Source organism: Undibacterium sp. YM2 (assembly GCF_009937975.1).
Taxonomy (GTDB): Bacteria; Pseudomonadota; Gammaproteobacteria; order Burkholderiales; family Burkholderiaceae_D; genus Undibacterium.
Genome location: NZ_AP018441.1, coordinates 2,724,845 through 2,746,278, shown reverse-complemented (window position 1 = coordinate 2,746,278; position 21,434 = coordinate 2,724,845). Strand labels below are relative to the sequence as shown.

General features: G+C 49.4%; 24 protein-coding genes. 6 read left to right on the top strand and 18 right to left on the bottom strand.

Annotated elements, in window-relative coordinates:
* Positions 1 to 16 precede the first annotated feature (16 nt).
* From UNDYM_RS12510 to UNDYM_RS12435, 16 genes are all read right to left on the bottom strand, one after another.
* Positions 17 to 829: an RNA methyltransferase gene (locus UNDYM_RS12510; protein WP_162041322.1), complete on the bottom strand. Its 813-nt coding sequence runs from the start codon at positions 827 to 829 to the stop codon at positions 17 to 19.
* On the bottom strand, positions 830 to 1,435 hold the full coding sequence (rnhB, locus tag UNDYM_RS12505) for a ribonuclease HII (RefSeq protein ID WP_162041321.1): 606 nt from the start codon (positions 1,433 to 1,435) through the stop codon (positions 830 to 832). It lies immediately after the preceding gene.
* Positions 1,428 to 1,679, bottom strand: a complete 252-nt coding sequence (locus UNDYM_RS12500) for a glutaredoxin family protein (RefSeq protein WP_162041320.1) — start codon at positions 1,677 to 1,679, stop codon at positions 1,428 to 1,430. Before UNDYM_RS12500 ends, rnhB begins: the two co-directional genes overlap by 8 nt.
* A 143-nt stretch (positions 1,680 to 1,822) precedes the next feature.
* Positions 1,823 to 3,304 (bottom strand): DegQ family serine endoprotease, encoded by a 1,482-nt coding sequence (locus tag UNDYM_RS12495; protein WP_162041319.1) that lies wholly within the window; start codon positions 3,302 to 3,304, stop codon positions 1,823 to 1,825.
* 12 nt (positions 3,305 to 3,316) lie between these two features.
* Positions 3,317 to 4,333 carry a MucB/RseB C-terminal domain-containing protein gene (locus UNDYM_RS12490; RefSeq protein WP_162041318.1) on the bottom strand — a complete coding sequence of 339 codons (1,017 nt, stop codon included), beginning with the start codon at positions 4,331 to 4,333 and terminating at the stop codon, positions 3,317 to 3,319.
* 2 nt (positions 4,334 to 4,335) lie between these two features.
* Positions 4,336 to 5,004 carry a sigma-E factor negative regulatory protein gene (locus UNDYM_RS12485; RefSeq protein WP_162041317.1) on the bottom strand — a complete coding sequence of 223 codons (669 nt, stop codon included), beginning with the start codon at positions 5,002 to 5,004 and terminating at the stop codon, positions 4,336 to 4,338.
* Between the two features lie 75 nt (positions 5,005 to 5,079).
* Positions 5,080 to 5,682 carry an RNA polymerase sigma factor RpoE gene (gene rpoE / locus UNDYM_RS12480; RefSeq protein WP_162041316.1) on the bottom strand — a complete coding sequence of 201 codons (603 nt, stop codon included), beginning with the start codon at positions 5,680 to 5,682 and terminating at the stop codon, positions 5,080 to 5,082.
* Positions 5,683 to 5,817: 135 nt separating this feature from the next.
* A complete protein-coding gene (locus UNDYM_RS12475; RefSeq protein ID WP_370529468.1) occupies positions 5,818 to 6,306 on the bottom strand; it encodes a protein YgfX in 489 nt (162 codons plus the stop codon).
* A 60-nt stretch (positions 6,307 to 6,366) separates the two neighbouring features.
* Positions 6,367 to 7,608 (bottom strand): beta-ketoacyl-ACP synthase II, encoded by a 1,242-nt coding sequence (gene fabF / locus UNDYM_RS12470; protein WP_162041314.1) that lies wholly within the window; start codon positions 7,606 to 7,608, stop codon positions 6,367 to 6,369.
* 32 nt (positions 7,609 to 7,640) lie between these two features.
* A complete protein-coding gene (acpP, locus tag UNDYM_RS12465) occupies positions 7,641 to 7,880 on the bottom strand; it encodes an acyl carrier protein (protein ID WP_110253556.1) in 240 nt (79 codons plus the stop codon).
* A 151-nt stretch (positions 7,881 to 8,031) separates the two neighbouring features.
* Positions 8,032 to 8,784: a 3-oxoacyl-ACP reductase FabG gene (fabG, locus tag UNDYM_RS12460; protein WP_162041313.1), complete on the bottom strand. Its 753-nt coding sequence runs from the start codon at positions 8,782 to 8,784 to the stop codon at positions 8,032 to 8,034.
* Entirely contained in the window at positions 8,781 to 9,722 is a 942-nt protein-coding gene (fabD, locus tag UNDYM_RS12455) for an ACP S-malonyltransferase (protein WP_162041312.1), read from the bottom strand. Before fabD ends, fabG begins: the two co-directional genes overlap by 4 nt.
* Positions 9,723 to 9,773: 51 nt before the next feature.
* Complete coding sequence (locus UNDYM_RS12450; RefSeq protein ID WP_162041311.1) at positions 9,774 to 10,760, bottom strand: beta-ketoacyl-ACP synthase III; 987 nt, start codon at positions 10,758 to 10,760, stop codon at positions 9,774 to 9,776.
* Positions 10,757 to 11,851 (bottom strand): phosphate acyltransferase PlsX, encoded by a 1,095-nt coding sequence (gene plsX, locus UNDYM_RS12445; RefSeq protein WP_162041310.1) that lies wholly within the window; start codon positions 11,849 to 11,851, stop codon positions 10,757 to 10,759. The genes UNDYM_RS12450 and plsX overlap by 4 nt, the downstream gene beginning before the upstream one ends.
* A gap of 255 nt (positions 11,852 to 12,106) precedes the next feature.
* A complete protein-coding gene (gene rpmF, locus UNDYM_RS12440) occupies positions 12,107 to 12,289 on the bottom strand; it encodes a 50S ribosomal protein L32 (RefSeq protein ID WP_008449924.1) in 183 nt (60 codons plus the stop codon).
* 124 nt (positions 12,290 to 12,413) lie between these two features.
* A complete protein-coding gene (locus UNDYM_RS12435; RefSeq protein ID WP_174244938.1) occupies positions 12,414 to 12,938 on the bottom strand; it encodes a DUF177 domain-containing protein in 525 nt (174 codons plus the stop codon).
* Positions 12,939 to 13,054: 116 nt separating this feature from the next.
* Between UNDYM_RS12435 and UNDYM_RS12430 the strand changes: the two genes are divergently transcribed.
* The 6 genes from UNDYM_RS12430 (at position 13,055) to UNDYM_RS12405 (ending at position 19,233) form a co-directional block, all read left to right on the top strand.
* Positions 13,055 to 13,666 (top strand): Maf-like protein, encoded by a 612-nt coding sequence (locus tag UNDYM_RS12430; RefSeq protein WP_232064039.1) that lies wholly within the window; start codon positions 13,055 to 13,057, stop codon positions 13,664 to 13,666.
* Positions 13,667 to 13,709: 43 nt separating this feature from the next.
* Positions 13,710 to 14,462, top strand: a complete 753-nt coding sequence (locus UNDYM_RS12425) for an SAM-dependent methyltransferase (protein ID WP_162041309.1) — start codon at positions 13,710 to 13,712, stop codon at positions 14,460 to 14,462.
* A gap of 64 nt (positions 14,463 to 14,526) precedes the next feature.
* The gene (locus UNDYM_RS12420) at positions 14,527 to 15,687 is read left to right on the top strand and encodes an iron-containing alcohol dehydrogenase (protein WP_162041308.1); all 1,161 of its coding nucleotides are present in this window, start codon (positions 14,527 to 14,529) and stop codon (positions 15,685 to 15,687) included.
* A gap of 515 nt (positions 15,688 to 16,202) precedes the next feature.
* Positions 16,203 to 17,225, top strand: a complete 1,023-nt coding sequence (locus UNDYM_RS12415; RefSeq protein WP_162041307.1) for a phospholipase — start codon at positions 16,203 to 16,205, stop codon at positions 17,223 to 17,225.
* Positions 17,226 to 17,232: 7 nt separating this feature from the next.
* Positions 17,233 to 18,615: a peptidylprolyl isomerase gene (locus UNDYM_RS12410; RefSeq protein WP_162041306.1), complete on the top strand. Its 1,383-nt coding sequence runs from the start codon at positions 17,233 to 17,235 to the stop codon at positions 18,613 to 18,615.
* 24 nt (positions 18,616 to 18,639) lie between these two features.
* Complete coding sequence (locus UNDYM_RS12405; protein ID WP_162041305.1) at positions 18,640 to 19,233, top strand: hypothetical protein; 594 nt, start codon at positions 18,640 to 18,642, stop codon at positions 19,231 to 19,233.
* A 115-nt stretch (positions 19,234 to 19,348) separates the two neighbouring features.
* On the opposite strand, the gene UNDYM_RS12400 is transcribed toward UNDYM_RS12405, so the two are convergent.
* Positions 19,349 to 20,572, bottom strand: coding sequence for a hypothetical protein (locus UNDYM_RS12400; protein ID WP_162041304.1), 1,224 nt, complete (start codon positions 20,570 to 20,572; stop codon positions 19,349 to 19,351).
* Positions 20,573 to 20,658: 86 nt separating this feature from the next.
* Positions 20,659 to 21,429: a hypothetical protein gene (locus tag UNDYM_RS12395; RefSeq protein ID WP_162041303.1), complete on the bottom strand. Its 771-nt coding sequence runs from the start codon at positions 21,427 to 21,429 to the stop codon at positions 20,659 to 20,661.
* Positions 21,430 to 21,434 lie beyond the last annotated feature (5 nt).

Genomic DNA, 21,434 nt, shown 5'->3' with positions numbered 1-21,434 from the left:
GCGCAACAACGCCAGGTCAATTTTGCGGCAGCCTCTCAGTTTTTGCATCCAGTTGCTGCCGTACTTGTTCAAAAAAACAGATGGCAGCGCTGGCAGCCACATTCAATGATTCTATCGCCGCTTGCTGGGGTATGGTCACTGTACTGGTGGCCATGGACATCAATTCTGGTGAAACACCCTGTCCCTCGTGACCAAATAGCCAAACCACTTCCTGATTCAAGTTGCTTTGATAAATGGTTTGCCTGGTGTGCGAACTAGTCGCCAACACCGGGATAGTGGTATTTCTCAATAGTGCTGGCAAATCGACATTTTCAAAAATATTCAGTAAAAAATGTGCCCCCATGCCTGCGCGCATGACTTTGGGCGACCAGGCAAATGCAGTGCCCGGACTGCAAAATACATTTTTTATGCCTGCCGCCGCCGCGCTGCGCAGGATAGAACCGAGGTTGCCAGGGTCCTGCAAATTGTCCAGCACCACGGAAGATGAAGCCAAATCGTTTGGAAATTCAGGCGCAGGCGTAGTAATGATAAACATCACACCCACCCCGTGCTCAACCTGGCTTAGCGCCTTGTACAAGGCATCTGGCAGGCAAATGCATTGTGTTCTCTGTTGCTCGCTTTGCGCCAGCACTGCTGCCACCTCTGCATGATGCAGGCTGCTTTCTGCAACGATGCAATACTCTGGTGCACCAAGATGCTGAAAATAAGCTTCGCACAGATGCACGCCATCGAGCAAGGTGCGGCCGGCCTTGCGCCTTGCCTGCGAACTGGTGGCAAGCTGTTTGAATTCCTTGTACAGAGGATTATCGCGGGAAGTAATCGATTTCATTTATTTGAGTAAAGCTTTGACAGGCGCGTAAGATTTTCTGTGTATCGGTGATACACCATGCTCGCGCAAACGCTCAAGATGCAAGGCCGTAGGATAGCCCTTGTGCTGATCAAGCGCGTACTGTGGGTAGGTTTCATGTAATTGCATCAAGGCATGGTCACGGGCAGTTTTTGCGAGTATGGATGCAGCCGATATTGCTGCTACCTTGTCATCGCCCTTGACGATGGCTTCCGAAGCAATAGACATTACCGGGCAACGATTGCCATCAATCAGTGCCAGTGTCGGTGTGACAGACAAACCTTCAACTGCACGGCGCATGGCCTGCATGGTGGCCTGCAGTATATTGAGTTCATCAATTTCCTGTTCAGAACATTCGGCAACACACCAGGCCAGGGCGTGTTCCTTGATCTCTATCGCCAGCAACTCGCGCTTTGCTTCGCTGAGTTTTTTTGAGTCACGCAAGCCTGCAATGGGCCTATTCGGGTCAAGGATCACTGCTGCGGCCATGACAGGTCCGGCTAATGGCCCCCTGCCTGCTTCATCCACACCGCAAATCACTTCATTTTCATAATCAAACAGAGATAAACCAGGTGTCAGGTCATGCATGGAAAAAGGCTTTCAGTGCTGCGGGGTCAAGATAGTAGTGACAAATTCTTTGCTGACTCTGCCCCTCTTTTTGGCCTACCAGTACGGGCACCAGCTCGTCATACAAGGCCAGTACCTCATCATCCTGATCGACATCGACCACCTTGACGGTAAAACCATATTCAGGGCTATAGGCTTGCAGTTGCTCAAGCATGTCATCGCAGAGATGACAATAACTGCGTGAATAAAGGGTAAATTGAATCATCATTCCTGCCTAAAGTGGTTGAGATTGCTAACATCATGCGAGTAATGCATTCTCCATGTCTGTATTATAAGTCGCCAATATCAGACCTACAAAAGAAAAAAGGCCACCCGCAATGCAGGTGGCCCTCACTTTACTTGAAAAGCTTATTGATTGGTCGGACGTACCGCAACGAATTTAGATACGTCGCCACGTTTGACCAGTAGCAATACTGGTTTCTTTTGATCAACTTTTGCCATAACAGCGGCGAATTCCTTGGCATCCTTGATATCTGCATTGAAGATACGTGTGATGATATCGCCGGCTTGCAGGCCTGCACGGGCTGCACCGCCTTCGGCACCTTCCAGTATCACGCCACCACTGACATGCGCATCACGCTTCTGGGCTTCAGTCAGGTCGGTCACTGTCAATCCAAATACATTCGAAGCAGGTTCGGCCTTTTGCTTTCCAGTTTTTGCCGGTGCTTTTTCTGCATCTGCTTCGGCGACAGTAACGACTATATCTTTTACGCCGCCTCGGCGCCATACCGTCACTGTTGCCTTGCCACCAGGTTTGATGTCGCCGACGATACGATTCAAGTCCACTGCCTTGTCAATGACAATACCGTTTACTTTTTGAATCACATCCCCTGGCTCAATACCCGCCTTCTCAGCAGGAGAACCAGGCATGACACGTTGTATCTGTGCACCCTGCGCTTTTGCCAGACCCAAACCATCCGCAATTTCCTTGGTTACATCAATACGTTCTACACCGAGATAACCACGCACTACTTTACCTGCAGATTTAAGCTGTTCAACAACACGCATGGCCTCGTCTATGGGAATCGCAAATGAAATGCCCATATAGCCGCCAGAGCGGCTATAGATTTGCGAATTCACGCCTATCACTTCACCGCGCATATTGATCAAGGGGCCGCCAGAGTTACCTGGATTGACTGCGACGTCAGTTTGTATCAAAGGCAGGTAATCACCAGTGTCGCGCGCCTTGGCAGAAATAATGCCGGCGGTCACGGTATTGTCGAGATCAAAAGGGGAGCCTATGGCGATTACCCATTCACCGGCCTTGATCTTGTCTGAGTCACCGATGGTGACGCGGGGTAATTTGCTGCCTTCAATTTTCAAGACGGCCACATCGGTACGACGGTCCGCACCAATAACTTTAGCCTTGAATTCGCGCTTGTCTGTCAGCTTGACATAGACTTCAGATGCTCCATCGACCACATGAGCATTGGTCAGCACATAGCCATCCTGGGAAATGATGAAGCCAGAGCCAACGCCGCGCGGAACTTCTTCCTCTTGTTGTTGAGGTGTTTTACGGCCTTTGGGCGTGGGCTGTTGTTTTGGGGTTGGCATAGGCGTACCAAAGAAGCGGCGGAAAAATTCCTGCATCTGCTCATCTTCAGCGCTCATGCCATTCTGGTTTAACTGAACTTTTTCTGTGGTCCTGATATTTACGACAGCCGGACCAGATTTCTCGACCAGTTCGGTAAAGTCAGGCAAGCCAACTGTGGAAGCGGCTTCTGCAACAGGGTTGGCATTGATTGCGGTCGGTGCTATAAAACCCACGCAGGCACTCAGGACCAGGGTGGAAGCAATTTTTTCAATTGGAAAAAGTTTATTCGCTTTCATGGTGTCATTCGCTTATTTAGGTTTAAATTCAATTGAGTTCATCACTTGCCGGATCGCGCTGGCGGGTACTTCACCCACGACTGTGAGCCAGTATTCCGCATGGCGCTTGCCCATGATGGTCATCGCCCCTTGCTGCAAACTGCCTTCAGTACGGTTTTCGCTATCCGGTTCAATAAAAACAGAAATCGCTGCCAGTCCATCAGAAAAAATCATTTGCACTACCTGATGCGATTTGATCGCTGTTCCATCGCTGTTTTTTGCATTCCCGGCAGCGGGGATCAACCGTTTCATCTCGCGGGTTTTCTTGAAACCGGCTGGCAGGGATTTAACAACCCAACCTGAGTGAATATTGGACTGCACCGTCAGATTTTCAACCTGCCACTGTGCAGTATTTTGAAAGGTAGGTCTTACCCTCTGCTTATCGATGTCGCCAATAGTCAACTGAGTGAACGCGATTTGCTCTATGACTTCATTTTTGGTATTGACCGTTTGCGCACGCAGCAGCAAGCCAGAATTTTTTTCTACGCAGAGTCGATAACCATAGCGAAAGCCATCACGGGGGTCCAGCAAGTATGTCTGGCAATCAATACCTGCCACGCGGCTGAGATCGGCTTTTTTTATTGCGTAAGATTCTGGGAGGGATTGCGCATTCGAGGTCAGCAAGGCAGGGAATACTTCTTGTGTTGCATTTTTCTCCACCTGCAAGGTTTTGCTGTCAGGGAGATAGCAGGTTACTTCTTCGTTTTTTCGCAAATACTCACGGGGTTGACCATCCAGAATTTCCAGTTTTTCCAGTTCATTATTTCCATCAAGAACATGCGTGATTCTGGAGGTTCGGATTTGATTGGCCTGTTGATAAACAAAAGTACCTGAATAATTCATTTTTTGCGCAGAAGCCTGCATTTTACGCAATACACTATGCACTTCACGCTTATCGTCTATCGTGTCCTGTGCCATGGCTGGTGCCAATAAACCCAGCAGGCACGCGGACCCAGCCAATGCGATGTTAAAACGCCATACGCACATCATATTTATTTTTCCGAAGCAGATGAAACAGCGTTAGCGTGTGTAACGTATTGCGCTCCGTTATTGATGGCAGGAGAAAAACGCTGATGTGCCATCAGATAGCTGTCAATTCTGGGGTCCCGCAACATATCCAGTTCTGCGACTTTTTTATCGCTGCCTTGTGCGAGCTGGGCAGGCTGTCTGGTCTGCTCATTTGCAGCCAGGGTATTGCCGCTCTGGTTGCCGCTATGATTGGCTAACTGGACACTACCCGGGGTTACCGCTCTGCTGCTGATCTGACTCGCAGCGTCAGGCTTAGTCTGGAAAGACTGCAATTGCGGGATCATGATAAAAGCAAACACGGCAGCGGCCGCCATACTGGCCACGGCTGCATAAGCGCCCAAGAACTTGTGTTTTCTTTGCTTGTCCTGAGAGTCTGTTTTTTGCATGGTGCTTGGTGCCAGGATGACAGGCTCAGCATTCAATTTTGCAGAAAACCGCTGAGAGAAATCAGCACTAAAAGTGACCGCCAATTCTTCTGAACGCAGCACATCGCCGATCTGGTGATAAATTTCCCATGCATCCTTGCTTTCTGCTTCATTTAAACTCGCAAGCAGGGAATCCAGCTGAGCATCACTCAATTCGCCATCTGCCATGGCTGAAATGCTCTCGTGTTGATTTGTGCTTTTGTTCATCATTTTCACCTTTTACCACTATTTTTAAATTCGTTTGTACTGCTTTTCATTTGGATACAGACTTTGACCCATGCTTTACCAGCGTTGTTCCAGTGTCGTACCCAACAAGGGTCGCAATTTTTCTGCTATCGCTTCTCGCGCCCTGAATATTCTGCTTCTGACTGTCCCTATGGGACATAGCATGACTTCTGCGATTTCATCGTAGCTCAAGCCTTCTATCTCCCGCAGGGTGATTGCATTACGCAATTCTTCCGGCAGAGTGGACATGGCCGAATTCACAGTCTCAGCTATCTGTTTGCTCGCCAACAAGGATTCCGGCGTATTAATATCTCTCAATCCATCTGCATCAACAAAGGACTCCGCTTCATCCACATCAGATTCTGTCGACGTGGGGGCTCTGCGTCCTTGCGTAACCAGGTGATTTTTCGCCGTATTTACTCCAATACGGTACAACCAGGTATAAAAAGCCGATTCACCACGAAAATTCGGTAATGCTCTGTACGCCTTGATAAATGCTTCCTGCACTACATCTTCCGCTTCTGCGTGGTCATAGACGAGCCGGGACACGAGCCGCATTAATTTCCTTTGATATTTGGAAACCAGAAGCTCGAATGCTTTTTTGTCACCACGCTGGACGCGCTCAACCAATAGCTGATCAATTTCGCGTTCTGTCGTCACTCATTCATTCCTAGATTTGCATGGGAAGAGAAAAGCCCGTCCCAAATGCATGTTATTACCGTCAACATACGCGATTTATATACTGTCAGAGTCCGCATGATTCCTAAAAGTTCCTCAGCAGAAGTAAAATTCACGTCAACTCGCCTGATGTTGACTAATCCATATCAAGCTCACTCTTAATGCCTGGAATGCAGCAGGGCTCAATGAATCTGGCAGTATAAGCAACTTATGTTCCTTGCCAGCTTCATCGAGCAAAAAAATTGATAAAAAGTATGGCCAAATACGGGTTTTGTGACTTAAACGCACATTCAACCCCGTCAGCGGCCCAACCTCCCTCCCCTGCACGTCCTTGTGCACTTCTTTTTCGAGCAATAGGTGCAATACGATGTCCCCCGTCGCAGAAATACTCAGTTGCCGGCTTTGTTGCACACGCTGCCAATATTTGAAAACAAGATAGCAGTTGCCGCAAAATGAACTGGCGACAATCATGCAAATAAACACGAACGACATCGTCTTGTAGCTAAATAAAAGCCAGATACTCAGATGCACCAATGCCAGCATGCAAAAACATGCCGTTAGTAGCGTGCGTGAAGCGCGGGTGATTATATGTAGCGCTATCGTCATGGCAAAAAAAATGGCACTTCATTCCATCAGAAATGAAGTGCCAAGGCTAATTATTTAAAATCAGACTTTTGCAAATATCAACGTGCCATTCGTTCCACCGAAGCCGAACGAATTTTTCATCGCATAATCTATGCGCATATCACGTGCAACATTTGCACAATAATCGAGATCACAAGCAGGATCCTGATTAATGATATTCATGGTCGGTGGTGAAACCTGGTTGTGCAGAGCAAGAACCGTGAACAAGGATTCCAGACCGCCAGCACCGCCCAGCAAATGCCCTGTCATCGACTTGGTCGAATTGATGGTCATTTTGTATGCATGGTCGGCAAAGGTAGCCTTGATTGCGTCCGTTTCGTTCTGATCACCAATGGATGTGGATGTACCGTGAGCATTCAGATAGCTGATTTGCTCGGGGTTAATCTCGGCATCTTTCATGGCATTGATCATGCTGCGGCGTGGACCATCCATGGTCGGCGTCGTGATGTGATAAGCATCACCACTCATGCCAAAGCCTATGACTTCAGCATATATCCTCGCCCCGCGCGCCTTGGCATGCTCGTATTCTTCGAGCACCATGACGCCAGCCCCCTCACCCAGGACAAAGCCGTCACGGTCCTTATCCCACGGACGAGATGCTGTAGCAGGATCGTCATTCCTGGTAGAGAGTGCTCTTGCCGAAGCAAAACCACCCAGACCCAGAGGAGAAATCGTTGATTCGGCACCACCGGCAATCATTACGTCAGCATCGCCGTACTCAATCATGCGCGCCGCAGAACCTATGCAATGCAGACCAGTCGTACAAGCCGTGACTATGGAAAGATTTGGTCCCTTCAAGCCATACTTGATCGACAGATTGCCAGAAATCATATTGATGATCGAGGCTGGAACAAAGAAAGGACTGATGCGGCGTGGTCCACGCGCCATCAGTGTTTCCTTGGTTTCCTCAATCAACGGCAAACCGCCAATACCGGAACCTACGATGACACCAATACGTTCTGCATTTTCTTCGGTGACAGCAAGACCAGAGTCTTGAAACGCCTGCATCCCTGCAGCAATGCCGTAGTGGATAAAGGTGTCCATATTGCGCGCTTCTTTTGCCGGAATATAATCCTCGACATTAAAGCCCTTCACCTCGCCTGCAAAATGCGTAGTGAAAGGAGTTGCATCAAATTTGGTAATCGTTGCGATGCCGGATTTACCTGAAGTGATGGCACTCCAGGCATCTGCAACGGTATTGCCAACTGGCGAAATACAACCGAGCCCGGTTACAACGACTCGACGTTTAAGCGAACGACTCAAGCGTTTCTCCTGGATTTGAAAAAGTTTGACTATTAAGCCTTCAAATGGGCTTTAGCGTAGTCAATCGCTTGCTGAACAGTAGTGATTTTCTCTGCTTGTTCGTCAGGGATTTCCATTTCGAATTCGTCTTCGAGTGCCATCACCAGTTCAACTGTGTCCAAAGAGTCTGCACCCAAATCATCTACGAAAGAAGATTCGATTTTGATGTCAGCTTCAGCGACGCCCAGTTGTTCAGCGACGATTTTCTTAACGCGTTGTTCGATATCGGACATGTGTGTCTCCAGTGAAAAAATCAAAAAAATAAGGGCCTACAGAAAGTGCGCGCATTTTAGCAGGTTTGTGAGCAAAAAAAGCAAGCCTCTGATCCTCGGCAACAACTCCTGCTATTTTCGTCGAAGTTGCCTATAAAAATCAACAAAATGATTAGGCGAGGTACATCCCACCATTCACATGCAATGTCGTGCCAGTGATATATCCTGCATCTGGCGATGCCAAAAACACGGTTGCCGCTGCAATATCTTCCGGCCGGCCGAGTTTGGCGAGTGGAATTTGCTGCAAAATTGCGGCTTTCTGGTCGTCATTCAAAGCCCGGGTCATGTCAGTATCGATAAAGCCGGGAGCAATACAGTTAACGGTAATATTGCGGCTGCCGATTTCTCTTGCCAGAGCGCGACTCATACCAGCCACTCCTGCTTTGGCAGCAGCATAGTTCATTTGCCCAGGATTGCCAGAAGAGCCCACCACCGAGGTAATATTGATGATACGGCCATGTTTGGCCTTCATCATGCCGCGCAATACTGCACGCGACAAACGCGCAACAGAAGTCAGGTTGGTAGAGATAACACTATCCCACTCCTCTTCCTTCATGCGCATGGCCAATTGATCCTGGGTAATGCCAGCGTTATTAACCAGGATGGAGAGGCTGCCAAATTCCTTCTGGATTTCATCTACCAAGCCATTTGCGCGCTCTACGTCATTGACATTGAACGCAACACCCTTACCAGCACCTGGAGCCACTTCTTCCAGATAAGCGGTAATTGCCGCGGCACCTGATTCTGTCGTTGCCGTGCCTATGACTTTGGCGCCAGCCTTGGCAAGGCCAATGGCAATTGCCTTACCAATACCACGGGATGCTCCAGTGACCAATGCCACCTGATTTTCCAATTGTTGTGTCATTTCAAGAGTTCCAATACTTTTTCCAAACTTGCCTGATCAAATACAGTATCACCTGTCAATTCGCCCTGAATGCGCTTGGTCAGGCCAGTCAAGACCTTGCCCGGACCACACTCAATCACATGGCTAATGCCATCAGCATGCATCTTGTTAATAGTTTCCACCCAACGCACCGGAAGCGCCGCCTGCCTGACCAATGCATCCTTGATGGCTGCGACATCATTCACGATTGCAACATCAACATTATTAATCAATGGGATTGCCGGTGCAGAAAACTGAATGCCAGCCAGATACTCACTCAACTTATCCGATGCAGGCTTGAGCAAGGATGAGTGAAACGGCGCCGACACCGACAAAGGCAAGGCACGCTTGGCCCCTTTTGCCTTGGCAATTTCACAAGCGCGATCTACACCAGCTTTACTGCCGGCAATGACAACTTGCGCTGGCGCATTGAAATTGACGGCCTCAACCACTTCCCCTGGTATGGCAACCACTGCCTCTGCACAAGCTGCCAGCACCTCCTCATCTGACAAGCCCAGAATAGCGGCCATGCCGCCCTGCCCCACTGGCACAGCATCTTGCATGGCTTGCGCACGGAAACGCACCATAGGTACCGCATCCTTGAACGCGATAACACCGGCAGCGACTAACGCGGAATACTCGCCCAGACTATGTCCGGCCACCAGCCTGGGAGCTGCTCCACCAGCAGCAATCCAGGCGCGATAGCAAGCCACGGCCGCTGTCAGCATGACAGGCTGGGTATTAGTGGTCAGATCCAGCGCTTCTTTTGGACCTTCATTAATCATCTTGCCCAAATCCAGTTGCAGCGCATCAGATGCTTCAGCAATGGTTTGCTGCACGACAGGATTATCAGCAAAGCCATTCAACATGCCTATCGCTTGCGAACCCTGCCCAGGGAATACAAATGCAAATTGCGTCATTTCTTATCTCTAATGTTTATTATTGGTTGCCCAACTCTCGTTCCGGGACACTCAAATCTTTACGATGGCCGCGCCCCAGGTAAAACCACCACCTACACCTTCCAGCATCACTGTATGACCAGGCTTGACCCGGCCATCACGCACCGCCAGATCCAGTGCCAGCGGTATCGACGCGGCAGAGGTATTACCATGCTGATCAACCGTGACCACCACCCTATCCATAGGCATGCGCATTTTTTTTGCGGTGCTTTGCATGATGCGTATGTTCGCCTGGTGCGGTATCAGCCAGTCGATCTGGTCTGTCGTCAGGCCTGCGATTTCCAGTGCTTCATTGGCGACTTTTTCCAGCAAATTAACCGCCAGTTTAAAGACAGCCTGACCATCCATATACAAAAATGCGCTACCCTCAACTACACCACTCTGCACATTGCCTGGCACACATAAAATATTGGCATAGCTGCCATCAGCATGCAATTTGGTGGCGAGCACCCCCGGCTCTTCTGAGCGGGACATGACGATCGCACCAGCGCCATCACCAAACAGTACGCAGGTAGTGCGATCTTCAAAATTCAGGATACGGGAAAATACCTCAGCACCGATCACCAGCACGTTTTTATGGTTGCCAGCCTTGATCATGCTATCAGCGATAGACATGGCATACATGAAGCCACTACATACCGCCTGCACATCAACAGCCGCGCCGCCATTCGTGATACCCAGCTTGTTTTGCACTACGCATGCAGTACTAGGGAAGCCGCCGAGAAAATCAGGGGTTGAAGTAGCCAACACGATCAGGTCAATATCGCTGGCCTGCATCTTTGCAGCATCAAGCGCACGCTTTGCAGCTTCCACTGCCATATCACTGGTTGCAACAGAAGGCTCAGCATAATGACGGAAAGAAATCCCACTGCGGGAAAATATCCATTCGTCCGAAGTTTCGATTCCCTTCGCCGCCAGTTGATCCGTTAATTCCTGATTGCTTACTTTTTTGGGAGGCAAATAACTGCCCGTCCCTATAATTTTGCTATAGAAAGTCATGCGGTTTTCTGTACCAAGAGTTCATTGTTGTCCGGAGCGACCACCTCAGCAACTGCGTCAGCATCTGCCATTGGCATCAGTTTCGCCATTGAAGTCGCAATGCGTGACAATACATCATTTTTCGCAGCATCGAATGCGCGCTGTATTGCCCACTCATAACTATACTTGTCTGCACTACCGTGGCTCTTAAATACCAGGCCGCGCAAGCCCAGCAAACTGCCGCCATTGTAGTTGGATGGGTTCATCGTGCGCGAAATGGATTTCAAGGCGCCGCGCGCAAAGATGGCTCCCAGAATATTCAGTGGATTACTCTTGAAAGCAGCCGTCAGGGTGATTTTCACAAAGCGCCCCATACCCTCAGCGGCTTTCAGGGTGACATTACCGACAAAACCGTCGCAGACAACAATATCGGTCGTGCCTTCAAAAATGTTATTACCTTCGACATTGCCATAAAAATTCAACAGACCACGTTCATGGTCAGCACGCAATAATTGCGCCGTTTTCTTGACAACATCATTGCCCTTGATATCTTCCTCCCCGACATTCAACAGGCCTATGCTCGGTTTATCTTTACCTTCCAGTGCAGATACCAGGGCAGAACCCATGATGGCGAACTGGTGCAGATGCAAAGGTTCGCAATCGACATTTGCCCCAAGGTCAAGCATGTAGGTGGGAAGATTTTTTTGGTTCGGCAAAATGCTGCAAATTGCCGGGCGGTCCACACCCGACATGGTTTTCAACACGTAACGGGAAACGGCCATCAATGCCCCGGTATTACCGGCAGAAACGCAAGCTTGCGCAGCCCCTTCTTTGACCTGGCTGATGGCGACGCGCATGGAGGAATCTTTCTTGCGGCGCAAGGCAACCTCTATCGGATCATCCATCTCCACCACTTCTGTGGCATTGATAATTTTCAAACGTGCATGCCCACTGGCATGAAGCTTTTTCAGCTCGGCCTGTATAACGGGCTCAGAACCCACCAGGAGAAATTCGACATCAGGTTCGCGATTGGCAAAAGCAACTGCTGCTGCCACTGTAACCGCAGGGCCATGATCTCCGCCCATGCAGTCTATGGAAATTTTAATTGTCATGTAGTGATACGAAACTTCAATCCGAAACAGCTAGTGTATCAAACCGGGACAGACATCACCCCGAATTAATTCTTGCAAAAGCAGGATTATCTCAAAAATCCAAAGACTCACCACCAACAATTCAATCAAAAAGCAAATTAGACGCCTGTCTAATTCTGCAAGTATGCTCTACTCAAGAAAGCACAGGAAAGTTAACGCAAAAAAGCGGCGGCAAGTCAGGGACTCGTCACGCCGCTTTTTCACCAGGAACAGGGATTACTCGTCGTTCTTGGTTTTCAATACTTTACGACCACGGTAAAAGCCGTTAGGGCTGATGTGGTGACGCAGATGTGTTTCACCAGTTGTTGGCTCGATACCCAGTTGTGGTGCAACCAGGAAATCGTGGGAACGGTGCATGCCACGCTTGGATGGGGACTTTTTGTTTTGTTGAACTGCCATGATAACTCCTAATACTTCAAAAAATGTTTCTAAAATTTAACACACCTGGTTGAAGAATGCGAACATCGCCAACCAAGAATCCCTAACAATACTTCGACCTGAGTGTTTTTTCAGAATAATGCCACTAGGTACGCCCATTAATTTTCTTCAGCACGGCAAAAGGTGATTCTTTTTTGCCGACTTCCGCGTCAATCGCTGCAGTAGTATCTGCTGAAGCCAACGGTAAATCCGGGCATACTGCATGTTTGGGCGATTGGGGTATTGCCAGCAGCACCTCATCCTCTATCAAATCCATGACATTGAATGTTTTGCTACCCACTACAACATCGACCTCGTCATCTTCGAGCAATGCTTCAATTTCATCAGCATTTTCTTCGTTTTTGGCGAGTATCAATATGGATTCAGAGTCAATATCAAATGCAAACGGCGTCAAACAGCGCTGACACATCAACTGTACCGTGCCATTCACAGATAACTCCAACTGTGCATGACCCAGCTTGTCTTTACCACCTTGCAGAGACCAGTTCAAGGCACCTTCGGTGCTTGCACTTTCTTCTGACAGGCGAGGCAAATCTGCGACTAAAATGCTTCCCGAACGCTGCTCTTCGAGCCGGGAGAACGTGAAAGCGTCAATCACAAATACTTGCATAGGATTATTTGAACCCAGAAAACCTGCGATAATAACAGGATTACACCTAAGTAGTCAAAGAATTGGCGTGATTTTTTCACGCCATGACGATGAAAATCACGGGAAATATTTTCACAATGCAAAGAAAAATGCAAGCCGCCAGGCTGATACTGGCATCCAGCTCTGTTTACCGCCGCGAATTATTATCCAGACTGCAATTCGATTTCGAAAGTATAGCACCTGAACTCGACGAAAGCCCTGCACCCGGAGAAAGCCCCGAACAAACAGCTCTGCGACTGGCGCAACAAAAGGCTGAGGTGATAGCCAAAAGTCAGCCAGAGGCCATTATTATAGGTTCAGACCAGGTCGCAACACTGGATGGCCTGCAAATTGGCAAGCCCGGCAATCATGAAGCCGCTTTAGCGCAGTTACAGCTCATGCGCGGGCGGGATGTAGCATTTCATACCGCCTTGTGCGTCCTGGACAACCGTCAACAGGCAGCCTTTCCTTTACAAATTCAAGACGTGTGCACGATGGTCAGGTTCAGGGACTTAAGCGATGTTGAACTCGAGGCCTACTTACGCATAGAACAACCTTATGATTGCGCAGGCAGCGCCAAGAATGAAGGACTGGGCATTGCCATCATAGAAAGCATCAAAAGTGACGATCCCACCGCATTAACTGGCCTGCCGCTTATTGCTCTGACCAGCATGTTGCGCAATACCGGTCTGAGCTTTTTCAATCTTTGAATTTGTCGCTTCATCCATTTAATAAAATAAAAAATTAAAACCCATGACAGGCACGCTTTATCTAATCCCAAATACCCTGGGTCTGAACGAAGATCAGCAAGTTAATTTACTTGCCAGCATCATCCCTGATACCGTACAAAAAATGACGGCGGAACTCAGTCACTTCATTGCTGAAAATGCAAAAACCACACGCGCTTATCTGAAATACCTGTCGCAGGCACACCCCCTGCAAAAAGCCATGCAGGAAATCCAGATCAGCGAGTTGAATATCAACACACCTGCACAAGCGCTGGAGGGCCTGTTGCAACCGCTGCTGCAAGGTCAGGACGTGGGTTTGATATCTGAAGCTGGTGTGCCTGCCGTTGCTGATCCTGGCGCCAACCTGGTCAGACTTGCTCATCAGCGCAATATTAAGGTGCGCCCACTGGTTGGCCCCTCTTCCTTGCTGCTGGCCTTGATGGGTAGCGGCCTGAATGGGCAAAGCTTTGCCTTTCACGGCTATTTGCCGACAGATGCTGCGTTGCGTGCAAAGCGCATCAAAGAACTCGAAGAGCGATCAAAAAAAGAAAAACAAACGCAATTGCTCATAGAAACCCCTTATCGCAATGCAGCCATGCTGGAAGCCTTGAGTAATCACTGCCACCCAACTACGCTGATATGCGTAGCAACGGATTTGAGCCTCAATACAGAATCGCTACAAACCAAAACTGCGGCTGAGTGGAAAGCCAATTTAAGCAAGCAACAAGGCCCTGATTTTCATAAGAAACCGACGGTTTTCTTATTCTTGAGCAATTAAAAAGTGCACGACCGGTCGATTTTTTCTATTTGCGCTAAGATGTCTTTTTTCTGGAGAAATGCACATGCTGAATTTTGATTTTTATAACCCCACACAAATCCTGTTTGGCAAAGGACGCATAGCCGACCTGAACAAAGTCATCCCGGCTGAAGCCCATGTATTGATGCTGTATGGTGGTGGCAGCATCAAACAAAATGGCGTTTATGATGAAGTCATCGCGGCACTTGGCACGCGCCAGGTGACAGAATTTACTGGCATAGAACCAAATCCCAGCTATGAAACCCTGATGAAGGCTGTCGAACTCATCAAGCAAAACAAGATAGATTTTTTGCTTGCAGTTGGCGGCGGCTCTGTCATTGACGGCACCAAATTCATCGCTGCTGCAGCCTTGTTTGAGGGTGATGACCCCTGGGTCATCATGGAAAAACGCGGCAATAATGTGACCAAGGCAATGCCATTTGGCAGCGTACTGACCTTGCCTGCCACCGGCTCTGAAATGAATAACGGCGGCGTCGTCACCCGCAAATCCATCAAGGCAAAAATGGCTTTCTCCAGCCGTCATTGCTTCCCGCAATTCTCGGTACTGGACCCGACTAAAACTTACACTTTGCCAGTGCGCCAGATAGGCAATGGTGCCGTTGATGCCTTTGTCCACATAATGGAACAGTACCTGACCTACCCGGTGAATTCACCAGTGCAAGACCGGTTTGCTGAAGGCTTGTTGCTGACACTGATAGAAGAAGGCCCGAAGGCCCTGGCGAATCCAGAAGATTACGATGTGCGCGCCAATCTGATGTGGTGCGCCACCATGGCCCTGAATGGCCTGATCTCGACCGGCGTGCCGCAAGACTGGGCCACGCATATGATAGGTCACGAACTGACCGCCTTGCATAACATTGATCACGCTCAAACCCTGGCCATCGTGCTGCCTAGCATGCTGCGCGTGCGCAAGGAAGGTAAACGGGCAAAGCTGCTGCAATTTGCCGAACGCGTCTGGGGCTTGCGCGATGGAGACGAAGACAGCCGCATAGAAACGGCCATCAGCCGCATGCAGGATTACTTTGAGCAAATGGGTGTCAAAACCCGTCTCAGCGATTATCAACTCGGCAGCGACGATATTGCACCTATCCTGTCAGCACTGGAAACCCATCGCATGGTCAGCCTGGGTGAGAAACGTGATGTGACGCTGGATGTCAGCCGTCAGGTATTGGAATTAAGTCTGTAAGGTGCTTACATGAGATTTGCCATCTTTTGAAATGAAAGGATGGCAAATCCCGGCAAATGCTACCGTTACGTTTTAACAACATCACCCTCTGTGATTTTTGAAATTTTCATCGCCAGCTCCTCCTCCCGATATTATTCCTCAAGGAATATCTGCTGCACCGCAATGCATTAACAAGTCAGCCTCAACCTCATATCCTGTCTGAGATTCCTCAGCATTGTGCGCGTCCCGAAGTTTGCATCACAGCAATCAAAAAAGATTACTTTTTCTTATATCTACGCACAAAAAATGACATATTGATTACGGAAAACTAGAGGTCAACTTCTAGAGAAAACAGTAATGCTGGCGTTTTCCTCCATGTTAAAAAGCCAATTCGCTGAAATTATTAAATTCCAATATCTACACATGCCAGCGGCTGCTTCCGGTTTCGCTCTGTAAAGAGCGGGAGTTTGTCACGGCAATCATTTCAGCGGTCTGAGTTTCGCTCCTTTTCACAAATCAAATCTGAAGGACGTTCCATGAAATCCGTTTTCAAACTGGCTGCTGTCACCGCCTTGCTCTGTTGTTTTACCCCTGCACATGCTTTCTTGCAAGAGACCCATCGCCGAATCGCTATCGATGCCGTCAACTTCATGAAAAACAATCCCGACAAAACCAATTACAAAGCATTGGCCAGTGGTCTGGCGCGGGCAGGCATTACCGTGGATCAGTTCGCCACGGCCATGGGCCAGGGTGCCTATGATGTTGACGATTTTGCCGACACTTATATTTGTGGTGCAGTGACCGGCGATTGCCAGTTGGCACCCATCTGGGGCGCAGCACAAAGTATCGTCAAATATACTTCTTACTGGCATTTCCAAAACCATACTGCTGGCCCTGATGTGCATGGCAATCCATTTGGTGGCTATAACTATGCCAAACTCACTGTCGCTGGCGATGTGGATAATCTGGCAGCGTCCTGGCTGGTCGGCGATTATCTTGATGATGGCCCTGGCGGCATGAAGGGCTGGTTTGGCGACAATAGCAAGTACAACACTTACGGCGTCACCGAAGCGCATTACCGTCTGGGCGGCTACTCCACACCCAGTCAGTATGCTGATTTTGAAAAAATCCCATTCCAGCCCATAGACAACCTGGCGCAATACTGGTTTCAGCAATTTTTGAGCAGCCCCAGCCTGCAAAGCCTGGGGTTTGTCATGCATTCCACCGACTTGCTGCAACCGCATCACACCTGGACTACTTCAGCCCGCAATCATTCAGGTTGGGAGCAGTGGGTCAGCAGCTATTACGATAGCCAACAACTGAATGACCCAGCCCTGGTTGCTGCAGCGATGGCTGACTTCACTCCCCTGGCTGCAAATGCGACCGACATACGCCAGTTGCTGACACAGGGTGGCACATATTCTTACCAAAACGGTGGCATCGTGCTGTCCTCCACCGATCAGAATGACCGCGTCCGCGTTGGTCGCCTGGTAGTGCCGCACGCCATTGCCATGATGGTTCATGTATTGAACCGCGCTGCCAACCGTCTCAATAGCTGAGGTTACCATGTACAGACCAGGCCATAACCTGCAATGGAGTATGCGCATTACAGGCTATTGCCTGTCTGTCATGTGCCTGACAATATCTGCCGCCGCAGTGGCGGTAGATATTGTCCCAGCAACAAAACTGAATCAAATAGCGCAGCAGCCCGAGTTGGCAGTACATCTCAATGGCGCGCCGGTTTACAGACTGACACTGGATGTACTTACCCAGATGGCGCAATTGGAGAAACCAAAAACCAGAAGCACTGACATCCTTGACAGCATCATCAATAATCGTCTGCTCACTGACAAAATGCGTAGCCAGTTTTCTGATGAAGAACTGCAAGCGTCCCGCCGGGTAGCCTTCGAGCCGGATGTCATGCTGGATAACCAGCTAAGTGGCTATTTGCGCACCGTTTATCTCAAGGATCTGGAAGCAGCCATCAACAAACTCCCTGGTGGCAGGCTTGATGCACTGATACAGGAACAGGGCAAGCTGGGAGAAGATGAACTGAACAGTGTTTTCGGCCCCAGGAACAGAGTGATACTCGATTACACCCTGGGCACAGCCCAACAGGCTGCCGCCGCCCAAGTGACCGTCCTGCGCTGCAACTTTGCAGCCGCCACCAACATCAGCCTTTATGATGTGTTCCGCCGCCAGAATGTGCAAGGGCGAGTAGAGTTTTTTAACCGCAACCGTGACTTCATACGCCAGCAAGCCCAGCTTTATCTGGCCAACCTGTATGTGCTTGACTGGGCGCGCCTGCGTTTTGGCGAAGCGGCACTCAAGGATTTGCGGCAGGCAGTTGCGGAACAAAATTCGGTCAGAGCCATCAAGAGTCTGCATGGCATAGGCGCTGATACCGATTCAGAAAGCCGGCTTTTAAACCAGCTCGCTGCCGAGGTAAAACCAAAAGAAGTGTCAGCCTATTTCCGCAACCATAAGGAAGAATTTAAACGCATTGTTTCTGTCAGGTCACGCCACATCCGCCTCGACAATGAAGCACAGGCAAGGCAGGTTGCCGAACTGGCGCGCCAGGGCAGCAATTTCGCCGGTCTGGCACAGCAATATTCCACTGCGGCAGATGCCCGGCAAGGCGGCGACATGGGCATGATTGTTCACAACGGACAACTATCTTGGTTGGAGCAACTGGCTTACATGCAAGAGCCCGGCAAAGTGTCCGCCCCCATTCGCGCCGCCGTTGCACCTGATGAGAAAGCCCATTGGGAAATTGTGCTTGTGGAACAACGCAATGAAGGCTACCAGGACCCCGCCTCAGAAGAAGTACGTTATCAAGCCAGCCGGGCACTTGCTCAGGAAAAAGCGATCCATCAGCTATCTGCTCTGCAAGCGCAATTACGTAAAAATGCAAGAATCGACGTTTACAAAACCGTACTGACAAATTAATTGAAATTGTGAGGCAATGTATTTATGAACAAAGGCATACTCATTGCGATGACCATCCTTGCAACTGCAACACTGATGATCTGGCAACTTTGGCCGCAAGCTGAAGATAGCCAAGCCCGCCATCCAGAAACAGTTTCTCCATCCGGCACCACTGCAACCGGCAGGCCTGAGCAGATGCGGACATCTTCCTGGCCGCCACCATTTCCTGAATCGGTAGAGGAGAGAAAATTTGTTCCACTACTGCCTACCGGGCCCGAGCTTTCTGCGGCCCAGAGTCTGGTAGCCACCCGCGATGGCGATCCGCGCACGCCGCCCATCCAGCATGAGGATGCGATGCAGGAAACACCCACGGCAGCCGAACTTGCCGATACCAAGGCTTACCAGCAATATGAAACCAGACAAAATAGCCGTCTGTATGCCGCCTATGTGAAAGCTGCGAATGAAGAAATACCACGCCTGCGTGAAGCGATAGTCCGGGCACGCGATATGGGCATTCCTGCTGCAGATATTGCCAAGGGCGAAGAGAAACTACGCCGCATCACGGCCATGCAAGGTCAAATGCTTGCCGAACACCCGGAACTGCAAAATACTGCAACTGCCAGGGCGGGGCAAAAATGAAAAATTCAAATTTGAATCGAAAGATATTGACTTGATACGGTGTCTTGTCGGGCTCGAAATGACACAAAAGCATACCGAATTAAATTGCAACAAGAACTCAATCCGGCATCGGGATTTATTTCTTGACTGTTTTTTGAATATGACAATTCGCATCCAGGAAACGCATGGCTCCCGTGTAATTGGTATCCCAGTCATCCATTAAATAATTACTTGCTTCTTCGACGAAATTATTCCAGTCTTCCAGCAAACCTTCCTGCTTTTCGTGAGGTGCTGCTGTTTTAATCCAGTCTGTTGCCAGCTCAGGATTAAAGCCCTGATCACGGAATTTTTTCACCAGGCTTTTTGCGGTCTTTTCTGGCAAAGTCGTTTTAGGTGGTATTTCACCAGTGATGCAAACGAACAGGGTAATGAGTGAATCAATATCGGTTTTACCCTTGGTCAGTTTGGTCCACTCCTTGGACACCAGGGCATCGTATTCAGAAGTATCTTCGACTTCATGGTCGCGCAAATAGTAGCGGTCCTTAAGCTCAAATACCAGCCTGTCGAGAGATGCCGATTTATCCTGCAGACGCGGCAGATCGTGTGATTTGATCTCACCCATTACGCGCTCGACGATGACATGAAATTTCTCAGGGATATCAGCCAGATCAATGGCTGACAAAGCCTTCTTCAATTTTGCTGCGGTATATGCACGGATAGAGTCGATCAGGCTGGCGAACTCCACCTGATTTTGCAGTGTCGCTTCAGGCTTGCCAAACATTTGCAACAACAAGGCAGTGCGGACTACGGAGACAGCCTCGACATCTTCTTCTTTGAGGTAACTGGCAGACAAGCCCAGTTCTTCACCAAACCAGTAACCAGCCTCGATTTCCAGCGCATTCATTTGCCGGTGTTCGAGCGTGTTCCTGTATTCAATCGGCTTTTCCTTGAGTGACCAGGCTTCCAGAAAATCTTCTACCTTGCCCTTGGCCTCGTGGCCCAGTAAAGCATATTCCGGCATGGCGAACAAGGCTTTCAGCAAGCCAGAACCGCCGCGCGACAAAGTCAAAAAGGTATTATCGCGTATCATCTTGGCAGCCAGTTCAAGGTCGCCCTTTGTGGTTTCGATCAGATACAAGCTAGCCAGGTTGACGATACGTTTGCGTGCCGCTTCAATTTCAGGACGCAGGTATTTACTGCCGAAAGCATCCGCTATCTGCACCATGCCTTTTGGGGCTTCTGCCTCAATCGCAGCAATCTTGGTGGTGGAAATAATCGCCTTTTGCACGCCATAACGCAGCGCCGTTTCAAAATAGGGGCGATTATCAAGCAGGGCAATTTCAAAAGTATTTTCAGGCATAAATACCAGAATAGAAGCAGACTATGGAAATGAAAAGCAGGCAGAAAAAATCCTGCCTGCCACGTGCATCAAAATAACATCAACAATTACAAGGCTGACTCTTCGTCATCATCCTTGTCGTCGCCATCATCATTGTTTTTAGGGCGTTCTTCCTGCTCTTCTTCAGTGCCGCCCTCGCCGCCTTCCAATAATTCATCTTGTGCAAGGCTGGCTTGATAAGCCTTGTAACGCGCACGCAATTTCATCAACACTTCGCGGAAGATTTCAGGCAATTCATAACGCAGGATGTAAGTCACCTGCATCCAATCATGATCTTCCAGATTTGCCATATCCAAAGGCGATGCCAGGCTCTCGGTGTCACGTGTCAGGTTCAGCAAATCATCATCACGAGCCTGTGTTTTGTTGTCATCGCCATATTCATACAAATCGAAAGTCGCATAGCGGTAGAAATGCTCTACCATTTGCGCCCTGTCAAGCAGGTAGTCGACGAGAGCGTCATAGCCGCCCTCCACTTCGGCGATTTCATACAAAAATTCTGCCGGGTCAGCGCCGTCACGGAAAATGACGGAATTGACCATGCCACGCAATTGCTCATGGGTCTGGTCGCCATAGCGGCGTTCCAACACCACGGCCTGGGCAAATTGCTCAGGGGTGACCAGCAGGTTCACCAAAGACTCTTTCGATGCATCGTATTCGCGGATAATCGCCAGCAAATCCTTGGCGGGAAATTCATCCAGCGCGGCTACCAGCGCTTTGTCGCCTTCGGTTTCGGCCAGATTGGCCAGTGCATGTTCAGCACCGGCGATGTCACCCGCCTTGACCAGGCTTTGGGCTTCGATTAATGCAGGATAATTCATCTGTA

Coding starts and splice junctions, on each gene's coding strand:
- UNDYM_RS12495 (WP_162041319.1), bottom strand. CDS start 3,304: ATGAAAGCGAATAAACTTTTTCCAATTGAAAAAATTGCTTCCACCCTG.
- UNDYM_RS12415 (WP_162041307.1), top strand. CDS start 16,203: ATGAAATCCGTTTTCAAACTGGCTGCTGTCACCGCCTTGCTCTGTTGT.
- UNDYM_RS12410 (WP_162041306.1), top strand. CDS start 17,233: ATGTACAGACCAGGCCATAACCTGCAATGGAGTATGCGCATTACAGGC.
- UNDYM_RS12500 (WP_162041320.1), bottom strand. CDS start 1,679: ATGATTCAATTTACCCTTTATTCACGCAGTTATTGTCATCTCTGCGAT.
- rnhB (WP_162041321.1), bottom strand. CDS start 1,435: ATGCATGACCTGACACCTGGTTTATCTCTGTTTGATTATGAAAATGAA.
- rpmF (WP_008449924.1), bottom strand. CDS start 12,289: ATGGCAGTTCAACAAAACAAAAAGTCCCCATCCAAGCGTGGCATGCAC.
- UNDYM_RS12490 (WP_162041318.1), bottom strand. CDS start 4,333: ATGATGTGCGTATGGCGTTTTAACATCGCATTGGCTGGGTCCGCGTGC.
- plsX (WP_162041310.1), bottom strand. CDS start 11,851: ATGACAATTAAAATTTCCATAGACTGCATGGGCGGAGATCATGGCCCT.
- UNDYM_RS12435 (WP_174244938.1), bottom strand. CDS start 12,938: ATGCAAGTATTTGTGATTGACGCTTTCACGTTCTCCCGGCTCGAAGAG.
- UNDYM_RS12430 (WP_232064039.1), top strand. CDS start 13,055: ATGCAAAGAAAAATGCAAGCCGCCAGGCTGATACTGGCATCCAGCTCT.
- fabD (WP_162041312.1), bottom strand. CDS start 9,722: ATGACGCAATTTGCATTTGTATTCCCTGGGCAGGGTTCGCAAGCGATA.
- UNDYM_RS12405 (WP_162041305.1), top strand. CDS start 18,640: ATGAACAAAGGCATACTCATTGCGATGACCATCCTTGCAACTGCAACA.
- acpP (WP_110253556.1), bottom strand. CDS start 7,880: ATGTCCGATATCGAACAACGCGTTAAGAAAATCGTCGCTGAACAACTG.
- fabG (WP_162041313.1), bottom strand. CDS start 8,784: ATGACACAACAATTGGAAAATCAGGTGGCATTGGTCACTGGAGCATCC.
- UNDYM_RS12400 (WP_162041304.1), bottom strand. CDS start 20,572: ATGCCTGAAAATACTTTTGAAATTGCCCTGCTTGATAATCGCCCCTAT.
- UNDYM_RS12510 (WP_162041322.1), bottom strand. CDS start 829: ATGAAATCGATTACTTCCCGCGATAATCCTCTGTACAAGGAATTCAAA.
- UNDYM_RS12485 (WP_162041317.1), bottom strand. CDS start 5,004: ATGAACAAAAGCACAAATCAACACGAGAGCATTTCAGCCATGGCAGAT.
- UNDYM_RS12475 (WP_370529468.1), bottom strand. CDS start 6,306: ATGACGATAGCGCTACATATAATCACCCGCGCTTCACGCACGCTACTA.
- UNDYM_RS12450 (WP_162041311.1), bottom strand. CDS start 10,760: ATGACTTTCTATAGCAAAATTATAGGGACGGGCAGTTATTTGCCTCCC.
- UNDYM_RS12425 (WP_162041309.1), top strand. CDS start 13,710: ATGACAGGCACGCTTTATCTAATCCCAAATACCCTGGGTCTGAACGAA.
- UNDYM_RS12420 (WP_162041308.1), top strand. CDS start 14,527: ATGCTGAATTTTGATTTTTATAACCCCACACAAATCCTGTTTGGCAAA.
- UNDYM_RS12395 (WP_162041303.1), bottom strand. CDS start 21,429: ATGAATTATCCTGCATTAATCGAAGCCCAAAGCCTGGTCAAGGCGGGT.